The following is an 11,645-nucleotide window of genomic DNA, read 5'->3' on the forward strand; positions in this document are numbered from 1 at the left end:
GTACCGGTTCAGTAGCTACTCGCCGGTAGCGAATTTCCGCTGGTCAGTACGCCCGTACTGTGAGAACTGCGCGAGTCACAGCGCGAAGATCGCGGCGACGGCTTTGGTTTCTTCGCCGACCGCATATGTGAGCGTTGTAACAGTGCGATCCGCGAGTTCGACGCCGAACTGGTCCGTCGATCCCGGCGGATGCACATGCGTAATGATTTCGAGCTTGTCGCCCAGCGCGACCGCGGCATCGTGCTCGATGGTCACCCGGATCGGCTTGCGCAGCAGGTCCGGCGTGCCGAAGAGATAATCCTCGATCACGCTCCAGTACACCGAGTTGTTCATGTGATCGAAGATGTCGATGTCGGAGACCCGGACCGGATAGTCGCGGATCTCGGTCGCGTCCTCGCGGCTGCCGGCCTTCAGATAGGCCTTCCACCGCAACCGGTTGACGTCGGTGGTGCGCTGCAGGCCCGCGATGAAGTCGTCGGCGATGCGCGCCGGTCCCTGCGTCTCGCGGTTGATGTTGATCCAGAACGCCTCGGACTCCATGAGACCGCCCTTGCGCCCGTCGATGCGGACCCGCATCTCACACCACCGGTTGGACGTTCCTGAACACCACCGGCGCAGCCGCAGCATGTCCTGGAACTCGATGGGCTTGATGAGGTCGATCATGGTGCGCCGGACAATCCACAGCGGATGGGTCTCCTCGAAGCCGAGCTCGCGCAGATGGTCCGTGCCGATGTCCTGGATGTGCCTGGTGGCCGCGTCGAACTTCAGCCGTCCCTCCCGGTCGATGTCGGCGACGCGCAAGGGCCAGTGCACGTTGAACACGTCGGGGTGCGGATCGGGCACGGGCATCATCACCTTGCCCAGTCCGGTGTTGCCAGCGATTCCCGCCATGTCGATCTCCCCTGTTACCTCAACCGGCCCGATCCTGCCACAGCCGTCGATCTGCCAACAATGTGAAGGTCACCTTCGCAGCGTTGTTAGGCTATCCGACGTGGCGAAAACCTTTGTCGGTTCGCGTGTTCGGCAGCTTCGCGGCGAGCGAGGTTTCAGCCAGGCGGCGCTGGCCCAGATGCTGGAGATCTCGCCGAGCTACCTCAACCAGATCGAACATGACGTCCGTCCGCTGACGGTGGCGGTGCTGTTGCGCATCACCGAGGTCTTCGGCGTCGACGCGACGTTCTTCGCGTCGCAGGACGACACCCGGTTGGTGGCCGAACTCCGGGAAGTCACGATGGACCGCGACCTCGACATCGACATCGACCTCACCGAGATCGCCGACATCGTCAACACCCACCCGGCGCTGGCTCGGGCGATGGTCAACCTGCACAGTCGCTATCGACTCACCACCACGCAGTTGGCCGCCGCCACCGAGGACCGATTCTCCGACGGCGGCGGCTACAGCTCTGGGTCGGGATCCATCACCATGCCCCACGAAGAGGTCCGCGACTACTTCTATCAGCGACAGAATTATCTGCACGAACTTGACGCCGCGGCAGAGGAACTCACGTCCAGCATGCGCATGCACCGAGGCGACCTGGCCCGCGATCTGGGCGACCGGCTGCGGATCGTGCACGGCGTGACCATCATCCGTCGCATCGATCTCGGCCATAACGTGTTGCACCGCTACGACCCGGTGTTGAAGCGGCTGGAGATCAGCGGGCACTTGTCGTCGGGTCAGACGGTGTTCAAGATGGCCGCCGAGTTGGCGTACCTGGAGTTCGGTGACCTGATCGACAAGCTCGTCGACGAGGGAAAGTTCACCAGCGACGAGTCCAGGACGCTGGCGCGCCTGGGGCTGGCCAACTACTTCGCGGCGGCGACGGTGCTGCCGTACGGCCAGTTTCACGACGTCGCCGAGAAGTTCCGCTACGACGTCGAGCGGCTGTCGGCCTTCTACTCCGTCAGCTACGAGACGGTCGCGCACCGGCTCTCCACCCTGCAGCGTCCGTCGATGCGTGGCGTGCCGTTCTCGTTCGTCCGCGTCGACCGGGCGGGCAACATGTCGAAACGACAGTCGGCGACGGGTTTTCACTTCTCGTCCAGCGGCGGCACCTGCCCGCTGTGGAACGTCTACGAGACGTTTGCGAACCCGGGCAAGATTCTGGTGCAGGTCGCGCAGATGCCCGACGGCCGCAGCTACATGTGGGTGGCGCGGACGGTGGAGCGTCGCGCGTCGCGCTATGGTCAGCCGGGTAAGACGTTCGCGATCGGCCTGGGCTGCGAACTCCGCCACGCACACCGGCTGGTCTACTCGGAGGGGCTGGACTTGTCAGGTGACAACGCGACGCCGATCGGCGCCGGCTGCCGCGTCTGCGAGCGGGATACCTGCCCGCAGCGGGCGTTCCCCGCGCTGGGCCGGGCGCTGGACATCGACGAGCACCGCAGCACGGTGTCGCCGTACCTGGTGAGGCAATCGTGAGCGCGCGCGACGAACTCTCGCGCGACCAGCCGTCCACCCCGCCGCGCATCCCACCGGGTGGATTCCGTGAACTGGGGCCGGTCAACTGGGCCATCGCCAGGATCGGCGCGAGGACCATCAGGGCGCCGAGGTTCAGTCTGTTCAATGTTCTCGGCCAGCACCGGCTGCTGTTCCTGGCTTGGCTGCCTTACAGCGGAATGCTGCTGGGCATCCTGAGCAAGCTGCCCGTCAAGGACGCCGAGACGGTCATCCTTCGGGTCGGCCACCTGCGCGGCTGTGAGTACGAACTGCAGCAGCACCGCCGCCTGGCGCGAAGCCGCGGCATCGGGCCCAAGGTGCAGGCGAAGATCTTCGAGGGGCCCGACGCCGAAGGACTCACCGACCGGCAGCGCGCCCTCATCACCGCCACCGACGAGTTCGTCGTCACCCGCGGTGTGTCGTCCGAGACCTGGGCGACGTTGTCCGCGCATCTGACCAAGGCCCAACTCATCGAATTCTGCATGCTGGCAGCGCAATACGACGGTCTGGCGGCGACGATCACCACGCTCAACGTGCCGCTGGACTTCCCGGACTGAAGTCGGCGGGGCCAACCGGTCAGGGCCGGCACACCGTCCACAACTCGTGGGCGGCGGAGAGCTGCCGCGCCGCGACGTCGGTGCCGGCCGCGAAGGAGGCCTCCTGCAGCCGGTCCCCGATCCTCGGTGTCCGCAGCACTCGAGCACCGTTGTCCTGGAAGCGGATCGGAACGGCCGGCCGGTGGTGAGGACAGCGTCGACAAGATCGGCGAGGTGCCTCGCGGCGGGCACCGTCTCGACGATGAGCGAGTCCTCGAGAATGGCCGTCAACGGCAATTCGCACCAGTCCAGGAGATCCAGCGCGGACGGACAGTCGGGGAAGTAACGGAGGTCGGCCGGGTAGTCGGTCGGCAGTGCGGACCAGACGGCGTCGGCCAGCTGCCCGACGGCGGCCGACTCCACCGGCGGCCATCCGGGCATACGGCGGGAAGAAGTGCCGCAGCGAGTCGTCGTCGAGGGACATCAGGTGGATGGCGACCAGCTGCGCAAGGTTTAGCGACCGCAACGGCGCCGACCGGATGTCCTCGGCCGACCATTCCGGACCGCACTGCGGACACCCATAGCTGCGCAGGCGCCAGATATTCGGCGAACCGGTCATAGGTGCGCTCGATCGGGCCGGCGAGAGCCGTCATCGTCTGACTATAGGTACGTGACTCCAAGCACGGTCAGCGACAACAGCACCGGTGACACCGGCAGGCACCAGAGAAACGCCGCAAGGCCCTCCGACTTGCGCTGGTAGGACCGCCAGCCGATGGCGACCGCGACAGCTCCCGCGACGAAGGAGACCGCCGCGACGACGAGCACCCAGGTGTTGACCGACTTGGTGGCGATGGCGATGGAGATGCCGGCCAACCACAGAATGTGGCCGACCACCAATCCGCCGATTCCGGCGACCCAGATCGCTCTCAAAAGTTGATCATGTGGCCGATGAGCCCGTGGAAGCATTCCTGCAGGGCCTCCGACATCGTCGGGTGGGTGTGCACGTTGCGGGCCAGCTCGGTGGCGGTCAGATCCCACTTCTGGGCCAGGGTCAGTTCGGGCAGCAGCTCCGACACGTCGTGGCCGATGAGGTGTCCACCGATCAGCTCGCCGTACTTGGCGTCGGCGATCAACTTGACGAAGCCGCTCGGATCACCGACACCGTGCGCCTTGGCGTTGGCGGTGAACGGGAACTTGGCGACCTTCACGTCGTAGCCTTCGTCGCGCGCCTGCTCCTCGGTGAGGCCGAAGCTGGCCACCTGGGGCTGGCAGAACGTCGCGCGCGGCAGCATCCGGTAGTCGCCGAGCGGCAAAGTCTCTGCGCCGCCGATGGTTTCGGCCGCAACCACGCCCTGCGCCTCGGCCACGTGGGCGAGCTGCAGCAGCCCGGTGACGTCACCGATGGCGTAGATGTGCGGCACGTTCGTGCGCATGTAGTCGTCGATGCCGATCGCCTTGCGCTCGGTGACCTGCACGCCGGCCTTGTCCAGGCCGTAGCCCTCGATGTTCGGGGCGAAACCGATTGCCTGCAGCACCTTCTCGGCCTCGAGCTCATCCTTCTTGCCGTCCTTGCTGACGGTGACCCGAACGGAGCCGTTGCCCCCCTCATCCGAGATCGACTCGACCTTGGTGCCGGTGAGCACCTTGACGCCCAACTTCTTGAACTGCTTTTCGATCTCCTTGGAGACCTCGGCGTCCTCGTTGGGCAGCGCACGCGGCAGGAACTCGACGATGGTCACGTCGACGCCGTAGTTCTTGAGCACGTAGCCGAACTCCATGCCGATCGCGCCGGCGCCCGCAATCACGACGGACTTGGGCAGCTCGCGGGTCAGGATCAGCTTCTCGTAGGTGACCACGTTCTCCGACAACGAGGTGCCGGGCACCAACCGGGTGCTGCTGCCGGTGGCGATGATGATGTTGTCGAACGTCACCTTTTCGGTGCCACCCTCGTTGAGCTCGACGTCGAGGGTGTGGTCGTCGGCGAATTTGCCGTACCCGTGGATCTCGGTGATCTTGTTCTTCTTCATCAGGAAGTGCACGCCGGCGACCCGGCCCTCGGCGACCTTGCGGCTGCGGTCGAAGGCGATCCCGTAGTCGAACGTCGCCTCGCCGCTGATGCCGAACTGCTTGGCCTCCTTGGTGAAGATGTGCGCCAGTTCGGCGTTGCGCAGCAGGGCCTTGGACGGGATGCAGCCGACGTTCAGGCACACGCCACCCCAGTACTTGGGTTCGACGACTGCAGTGTTCAGGCCGAGTTGAGCGGCGCGAATGGCAGCGACATATCCGCCGGGACCTGCTCCGAGAACAACGACGTCATAGTGGGTCACGCCCCCACCCTAGTAGCCGACGTTCGGGCGCTGACGCGCGATCCATCCAAGAAGTGGGCTCCGTAGCGGGCGGCCGCCGCGGCGGTCGAGGCCGGCGGGCCGACATCAACTCGACAGCCGCGCCGTCACGACGTCGTCCTTCCTGCGGCCACTCGATCCGGGAAAACGCGCAACCCGTTCGATGCCATCCAGAAACACGTGGTCAATCCGGTCAAATATGTTGAGCCACTTGCAGGGTTACCAACCTTAGCAACAGGGGAACAAAGGGCTGCCCCGCGGCGTTTGCCAGGTTACCGAGCCTCAGAGAGGAGCCTCCATGCCCACGGACTACGACGCGCCGCGCGTCAGGGAAACCGATGAAACCGCGGACGAGCCACTGCAGGAACTGGCCGTCACGCGGCGCTCGGATGCCGCGACGGCGGTGCTCGACGTCGACGACGGCGATGCCGCCGATGCGTTCGAGTTACCCGATGCCGAGATTGCCGGTGAGGAGCTCGCGGTCCGGGTGATTCCCAAGCAGGCCAACGAGTTCACCTGCTCGAGCTGTTTTCTGGTGCAGCATCGCAATCGGTTGGCGCTGCAGCAGGGCGGTCAGCTGATCTGCGACGACTGCATCTGACGACCCAGCAGCTCTCTCGCGCGCTCCTGTGCCGTCATCGCCCCCCAGATTCCGTGCGGCTCGGGCGTTCGCAACGCATGCTCGCGGCACTGCGCCAGCACGGGACATTCGCGGCAGATGAGTTTCGCAGCATCTTCGCGCCGACGACGGTTCCGGCCGGCGTGGTCGTCGGGAAAGAACACATCCAGCGGCTGCCCCAGACAGCTACCCAGCAGCTGCCAGCTCCACGCAGATTCGGTGGCGGGCGGCAGCCGTAGGCACTGCGTGCGCGCGAACGACGTCTGATGATTACTCTGTCGCGCCATTCCCCGACCTCCCATCATGTGCCCCGCGAGTACCAGCAGGCACAGGTGTCACAGATGACGTCGGTCGATGTTTGCTAGTCGTTACACGCGCCGCGCGCCTCCGGGTATGGGACAGGCATCGACGGCCTCGGCGACGATGTGCGTGCCGCCATCTCGAGGACGTACTCCGCGCTCGTAGTCGGCCCCGGTGACCAGCGGCGTCTCTGCCAGCTGTGCATTCTCGGCCTCCGTGAAGGCGCGGCCTCGGCTCAGGAACCGCACGCCCTCGGGGGCTTCGAGGCTGAACCCGCCGCCCCGTCCGGGCACCACGTCGATCACCAGCTGGGTGTGCTTCCAGGCGTCGAACTGCGGTCCGGAGATCCACACCGGCACACCGCCCCCGACATCGAGGACGGCGAGCAGGATGTCGCGGTCGCCGACGATGAACTCACCGTCGGGGTAGCACATCGGCGAGGATCCGTCACAGCAGCCGCCGGACTGGTGGAACATCAGGTCGCCGTGGCGGTCCTGCAGCCGCCGCAACAAGTCGGCGGCGGCGGCAGTGACCAGTGCCCTGTGCATCAGAATCTTCGCCTCTCCCCCTGGTCCTTCGGACAGGGCGGTACCTCCACGCGCAAGCGCCCGTCAGAAGAATCCCTGGGCCTTGTTGCTGTACGACACCAGCAGGTTCTTGGTCTGCTGGTAATGGTCCAGCATCATCTTGTGGTTCTCGCGGCCGACGCCGGACTGCTTGTAGCCACCGAACGCCGCGTGCGCCGGGTACGCGTGGTAGCAGTTCGTCCACACCCGGCCGGCCTTGATGTCACGCCCGGCGCGGTAGGCGGTGTTGCCGTCACGGCTCCACACGCCTGCCCCCAATCCGTAGAGGGTGTCGTTGGCGATGTCGATCGCATCGTCGTAGTCCTTGAACGATGTCACGGCGACGACGGGCCCGAAGATCTCCTCCTGGAAGATCCGCATCTTGTTGTTGCCCTCGAAGATGGTCGGCTGCACATAGAACCCACCTGCGAGATCGCCGCCGAGGTCGGCGCGCTCACCACCGGTGACGACACGCGCGCCCTCGTCCTTGCCGACCTCGATGTAGGACAACACCTTTTCCAGCTGGTCGTTGGACGCCTGGCTGCCGATCATGGTCTCGGTGTCCAGCGGATCGCCCTGGCGCACGGCCTTGGTGCGGATCGCCGCGAGTTCCAGGAACTCGTCGTAGATGTCGGCCTGGATCAGCGACCGCGACGGGCAGGTGCAAACCTCACCCTGGTTGAGGGCGAACATGGTGAAGCCCTCCAGCGCCTTGTCCTGGAAGTCGTCGCCGGCGGCCATCACGTCGGAGAAGAAGATGTTGGGGCTCTTGCCGCCGAGTTCCAGCGTGACCGGGATCAGGTTCTGGCTGGCGTACTGCATGATCAGCCGGCCGGTCGTGGTCTCACCGGTGAAGGCGATCTTGGCGATCCGATTGCTCGACGCCAGCGGCTTGCCCGCCTCGAACCCGAATCCGTTGACCACGTTCACCACGCCCGCGGGCAGCAGGTCACCGATCAGGCTCATCAGATACAGGATCGATGCCGGGGTCTGTTCGGCCGGCTTGATCACCACGGCGTTGCCTGCCGCCAGCGCGGGCGCCAGCTTCCAGGTGGCCATCAGGATCGGGAAGTTCCACGGGATGATCTGCCCGACCACACCGAGCGGTTCGTGGAAGTGATACGCGACAGTGTCGTCGTCGATCTGGGACAGCGACCCCTCCTGCGCGCGGATGGCGCCGGCGAAGTAGCGGAAATGGTCGATGGCCAAGGGGATATCGGCGTTCAGCGTCTCCCGGATCGGCTTGCCGTTGTCCCACGCCTCGGCCAGCGCGATCGACTCGAGGTTGGCCTCGACGCGGTCGGCGATCTTGTTGAGGATGCCCGCTCGCTCGGCGGCCGACGTCTTGCCCCACGCGGTCGCCGCGCCGTGGGCCGCGTCGAGGGCCTTGTCGATATCGGCGTCCGTCGACCGGGGAATCTCGCAGAACGTCTGCCCCGTCACCGGCGTCGGGTTCTCGAAGTACTCACCTCCGGCCGGTGCGACCCACTCACCGCCGATGAAATTGGCGTACCGCGATTCGTAAGCCATCAGGGCGTCCGCAGCACCTGGGCGGCTGTACGTGGTCATAGCTGTCCTCCTTAATTGGATTTCGATTTCAAGAGTTCGGTGCGGGCGGCACGGACGAACGGTGCCGTCGATGTCGGCAGGAGTGTCGCCACGTCCCTCGGGTACTCGACCTCGACCTGCACCGAGGCAGCGATCCGGTACGGCTGGGCGGCGAGCAACCCGATGTACTGCTTACGTAGCCGCGACAACTCGGCACGCACAGTGACCACGCGGGAGGGATCGCCGTACAGATCGGCGGCCAGCTCGGGCGCGGATCGACCGGCAGGTGAAAGTGCAAGCGCCAGAAGGATTTCCGCATGCCTCAGCGTGAGATCGTGCCGCCAGCCGCCGAATTGGCCGAGCATCCTCAGCGACGGCGCGTCGGTGTCGCGCAGGTCGAGCGTTGCCCGCGACACGATGTCGAGGGATTCCTGTTCGGCGAGCCGGACCAGCCACCCACCGGGCAACGGTTCGACATCGCACGGGCCGAGCGTCGGGAACAGCAGCCGCCCCGGTGCGATCTCCTGCGGCAGCGCGATCCTGTTGTGCGGCGGCAGTGAGTCGACCGCCGCCACCCATCCATCCGGGTCGACGGCGAGCGCCGGGCTGGCAATTCGGGCGAGGATTGGCGCGGCCACGCTCCTGAGGCTGTTCAGCGTGCGGTCGTGCAGCTCACGCAAATGCGATTCGGCGAGTCGCGCCACTGCATCGACGAGCGCGACCGTCGTCGGGTGCACGGTCGCGGCGGGGCCGGACACGTCGACCACACCGATGACGTGGCCCGTTCTCGGGTCCTTGATCGGAGCACCGGCACACGTCCACGTGTGATGGCTGCGCGAGTAGTGCTCGGCGGAGAACACCTGCACCGCGTGGTTCGACATCAATGCGGTGCCGATGCCGTTGGTTCCGACGGCGTTCTCACCCCAGTGGGCGCCTTCGACGAAGCCGAGCCGGTCGGCGGCGCCGAGCACCGACCTCGACCCCGCGCGCCACAGCACCCGGCCCTGCGCGTCCGCCACGACGAGGATGTTGTCGCCCTCGGCGATCAGCGATTCGAGACCGCGGGAGAGTTCGTCCAGCACGGCTGTCAGCCCGGACGACTGACGCAGCGTCTCGAGCGCGTTGTCCTCGACGTCGGGCGCCGGCAGCCCGTCGGGGTCGATACCCTTCGCCATCAAGCGGTGCCACGAGTCCTCGATGACCTTGCGCGGTCGCGCGGGCGCCCGGACGCCCGCCATCGTGGCTTCGTAGACCACCGACATCAGCTGGGCGTAACGGCGTGGATCCTCGCCCACTGCGACAGCAGGTTCAGGTACAGGCGGACGAGGCATCACTGGTGATTGTGCTCCCCATCACATCCATCCGCCACAACGGGCGGTCACCGGTAGACCAAGCCGCCGTCGATGAGTCCGGACTGGCCGGTCATGTAGTCGGCGTCGGGACCGGCCAGGTACGACACGAACCCGGCGACGTCATCGGGTGTCTCGGCGCGCCCGAGGGCGATGCCGCCGACGAACTTGTCGTAGGTCTCGCCCTGCGCGGCGCCGGTCAGTTCGGCGAACCGCTTGTCTATCTCCACCCACATGTCGGTGCCGACCACGCCCGGGCAGTATGCGTTGACCGTGATGCCGTCTTGGGCGTGCTCCTTGGCCGCCGCCTGGGTGAGCGCGCGCACTGCGAACTTGGTGGCGCTGTAGACGCCCAGCATGGCGAAGCCGTCGTGGCCGGCGATCGACGACGCATTGATAATTTTCCCGCTGATCTTTCCTTTGGCACTTCCAAGTGCCTTCAGCTTCGCGACCGCGGCCTGGATCCCCCAGAGCACGCCGTCCACGTTGATCGACCAGATCCGGGCGACCTCCGTCGGCGTGACGTCGACGATCGGTCCGACCAGCGCGATGCCGGCGTTGTTCACCATGATGTCGAAGCCGCCCAGCGCGGTCGCGGCGTGATCGACAGCCGCGAACACCTGCTCGCGATCGCTCACATCCGCGACGAATGTCGTTGCCTTCGAGCCTATCCTGGCGATCTCGTCCGCCACGGCGTCAATCCCGTCCGCCCCGATGTCGACCAACGCGATATCCGCGCCATCGCGTGCCAGCCGCAGCGCGATGCCGCGCCCGATTCCGCGGCCGCCGCCGGTGACGAGGGCAACCTTGCCTGTCAGTGGTGATGTCACGACGCCTGCGCTCCTTGCATCGACGGATCGACGAGAACCTTCATTTTCGTTCCGAGGTGCAGCGCCTCGAAGCCCTGGTCGACCACGTCGTCGATGCCGATCTCGGTCACCCAGCCGGTGGTGTCGTACGCATCCTGCGCCATCAGGGCGATGACGGCCTCGAAATCCGCCGCGGTGTAACACAGTGATCCCTGGATGCGGGATTCGTTCATGACGAGATTCAACAGCGGTGTGGTGAGCGGCTTTTCGTAAATGGCGACGCTGACCATCGGCCGGCGGGCCCCGACACACGCCAGCGCCACTTCGACGGCGGGCGCCACACCCGCCGCGTCGAACACCGCACCGGCGCCGCCGCCATCGGTGTGATCGGCGATGAACGCCGGCACGTCCACGCCCGTCGGGTCCAGCGTCGCCGCGCCAAGCGCCTCGATCGACGCCCGTCTCGTCGGCGACGGTTCGACGACGAAGACGTCGTCCACACCCCTGCCGCGCAGCGCGAACCACAGCCCTATCCCGATCGGTCCCGCGCCGAAGACCACCGCGGTGTCACCGCTTTTCACGTCGCTCAGCGTGACGGCGTGATACGCCACCGACATCGGCTCGACCAGAGCACCCAGTTGCAGCGACACGTTGTCGGGCAACTTGTGCAGCATGTCGGTCGGCACAACGGTGTATTCGGCCATGCCGCCGTCGGACATCAACCCGTGAAAGCCGATCTGCGCGCAGATGTTGTAGTTACCCGCCCGACACGAGGGGCAGTGACCGCACTTGTAGACCGGCTCGATCGCCACCCGGTCACCCTCGGCCCAACCGGTGACTCCCTCGCCGACGTCGGTGATGACGCCGGAGAACTCGTGCCCGACCACCAGCGGCATCTGCTGGTGTGTCAGCGGATGGGGTTCGGTCGGGATGAAGATCGGGCCCGCGTAGTACTCGTGCAGGTCGGTGCCGCAGATTCCGTTGAAGCCGACCTTGACCTTGACGGTCCCTGGCGCCGGCGCGGGCTCGGCGACGTCTTCGACCTCGAGTTTGTTCGGTCCGTAGTAGACAGCTGCTCTCATCGCCTCAGCATGGTGTGACCGTCGCCACAGGCGGAAGAGTTGCAACGGGTTGCA

13 protein-coding genes are annotated in these 11,645 nt (G+C 66.0%); 3 read left to right on the top strand and 10 right to left on the bottom strand.

What is annotated here, in order from left to right:
* Nucleotides 1-75: 75 nt before the first annotated feature.
* The gene (locus ACVWWN_RS38535; RefSeq protein WP_457148562.1) at nt 76-891 is read right to left on the bottom strand and encodes an acyl-ACP thioesterase domain-containing protein; all 816 of its coding nucleotides are present in this window, start codon (nt 889-891) and stop codon (nt 76-78) included.
* A 100-nt stretch (nt 892-991) separates the two neighbouring features.
* Here ACVWWN_RS38535 and ramB point away from each other — a divergent pair, with 100 nt between their 5' ends.
* A complete protein-coding gene (gene ramB, locus ACVWWN_RS38540) occupies nt 992-2,419 on the top strand; it encodes an acetate metabolism transcriptional regulator RamB (RefSeq protein WP_457148563.1) in 1,428 nt (475 codons plus the stop codon).
* Nucleotides 2,416-2,994 (top strand): carboxymuconolactone decarboxylase family protein, encoded by a 579-nt coding sequence (locus ACVWWN_RS38545; protein ID WP_457148564.1) that lies wholly within the window; start codon nt 2,416-2,418, stop codon nt 2,992-2,994. Before ramB ends, ACVWWN_RS38545 begins: the two co-directional genes overlap by 4 nt.
* A gap of 19 nt (nt 2,995-3,013) precedes the next feature.
* Here ACVWWN_RS38545 and ACVWWN_RS38550 read toward each other — a convergent pair whose 3' ends face one another.
* Genes ACVWWN_RS38550 through lpdA form a run of 3 tightly spaced genes read right to left on the bottom strand, consistent with a single transcriptional unit; the run spans nt 3,014 to nt 5,300 of the window.
* Nucleotides 3,014-3,592 carry a hypothetical protein gene (locus ACVWWN_RS38550; RefSeq protein WP_457148565.1) on the bottom strand — a complete coding sequence of 193 codons (579 nt, stop codon included), beginning with the start codon at nt 3,590-3,592 and terminating at the stop codon, nt 3,014-3,016.
* A gap of 41 nt (nt 3,593-3,633) precedes the next feature.
* On the bottom strand, nt 3,634-3,903 hold the full coding sequence (locus ACVWWN_RS38555; RefSeq protein ID WP_457148566.1) for a hypothetical protein: 270 nt from the start codon (nt 3,901-3,903) through the stop codon (nt 3,634-3,636).
* Nucleotides 3,900-5,300 (bottom strand): dihydrolipoyl dehydrogenase, encoded by a 1,401-nt coding sequence (lpdA, locus tag ACVWWN_RS38560; RefSeq protein ID WP_457148567.1) that lies wholly within the window; start codon nt 5,298-5,300, stop codon nt 3,900-3,902. The genes ACVWWN_RS38555 and lpdA overlap by 4 nt, the downstream gene beginning before the upstream one ends.
* A 316-nt stretch (nt 5,301-5,616) precedes the next feature.
* Between lpdA and ACVWWN_RS38565 the strand changes: the two genes are divergently transcribed.
* On the top strand, nt 5,617-5,919 hold the full coding sequence (locus tag ACVWWN_RS38565; protein ID WP_457148568.1) for a DUF4193 domain-containing protein: 303 nt from the start codon (nt 5,617-5,619) through the stop codon (nt 5,917-5,919).
* On the opposite strand, the gene ACVWWN_RS38570 is transcribed toward ACVWWN_RS38565, so the two are convergent.
* From ACVWWN_RS38570 to ACVWWN_RS38595, 6 genes are all read right to left on the bottom strand, one after another.
* Nucleotides 5,892-6,224, bottom strand: coding sequence for a WhiB family transcriptional regulator (locus ACVWWN_RS38570; protein WP_457148569.1), 333 nt, complete (start codon nt 6,222-6,224; stop codon nt 5,892-5,894). The two genes, ACVWWN_RS38565 and ACVWWN_RS38570, sit on opposite strands and share 28 nt — an antisense overlap.
* Before the next feature lie 81 nt (nt 6,225-6,305).
* Nucleotides 6,306-6,785, bottom strand: coding sequence for a DUF779 domain-containing protein (locus tag ACVWWN_RS38575; protein ID WP_457148570.1), 480 nt, complete (start codon nt 6,783-6,785; stop codon nt 6,306-6,308).
* Nucleotides 6,786-6,848: 63 nt separating this feature from the next.
* Nucleotides 6,849-8,372, bottom strand: coding sequence for an aldehyde dehydrogenase (adh, locus tag ACVWWN_RS38580; RefSeq protein WP_457148571.1), 1,524 nt, complete (start codon nt 8,370-8,372; stop codon nt 6,849-6,851).
* Nucleotides 8,373-8,383: 11 nt separating this feature from the next.
* Nucleotides 8,384-9,682 (bottom strand): GAF domain-containing protein, encoded by a 1,299-nt coding sequence (locus tag ACVWWN_RS38585; RefSeq protein WP_457148572.1) that lies wholly within the window; start codon nt 9,680-9,682, stop codon nt 8,384-8,386.
* A 47-nt stretch (nt 9,683-9,729) separates the two neighbouring features.
* The gene (locus tag ACVWWN_RS38590; RefSeq protein WP_457148573.1) at nt 9,730-10,530 is read right to left on the bottom strand and encodes an acetoin reductase; all 801 of its coding nucleotides are present in this window, start codon (nt 10,528-10,530) and stop codon (nt 9,730-9,732) included.
* A complete protein-coding gene (locus tag ACVWWN_RS38595; protein ID WP_457148574.1) occupies nt 10,527-11,591 on the bottom strand; it encodes a 2,3-butanediol dehydrogenase in 1,065 nt (354 codons plus the stop codon). Before ACVWWN_RS38595 ends, ACVWWN_RS38590 begins: the two co-directional genes overlap by 4 nt.
* Between the last annotated feature and the right edge of the window lie 54 nt (nt 11,592-11,645).

The sequence above is a fragment of the Mycobacterium sp. URHB0021 genome (assembly GCF_054057895.1).

Bases quoted from the DNA above. Each gene is read 5' to 3' on its own strand.
- ACVWWN_RS38550 (WP_457148565.1), bottom strand. From the start codon at position 3,592: ATGACCGGTTCGCCGAATATCTGGCGCCTGCGCAGCTATGGGTGTCCG.
- adh (WP_457148571.1), bottom strand. From the start codon at position 8,372: ATGACCACGTACAGCCGCCCAGGTGCTGCGGACGCCCTGATGGCTTAC.
- ACVWWN_RS38535 (WP_457148562.1), bottom strand. From the start codon at position 891: ATGGCGGGAATCGCTGGCAACACCGGACTGGGCAAGGTGATGATGCCC.
- ACVWWN_RS38565 (WP_457148568.1), top strand. From the start codon at position 5,617: ATGCCCACGGACTACGACGCGCCGCGCGTCAGGGAAACCGATGAAACC.
- ACVWWN_RS38595 (WP_457148574.1), bottom strand. From the start codon at position 11,591: ATGAGAGCAGCTGTCTACTACGGACCGAACAAACTCGAGGTCGAAGAC.
- ACVWWN_RS38585 (WP_457148572.1), bottom strand. From the start codon at position 9,682: ATGCCTCGTCCGCCTGTACCTGAACCTGCTGTCGCAGTGGGCGAGGAT.
- ACVWWN_RS38570 (WP_457148569.1), bottom strand. From the start codon at position 6,224: ATGGCGCGACAGAGTAATCATCAGACGTCGTTCGCGCGCACGCAGTGC.
- ACVWWN_RS38575 (WP_457148570.1), bottom strand. From the start codon at position 6,785: ATGCACAGGGCACTGGTCACTGCCGCCGCCGCCGACTTGTTGCGGCGG.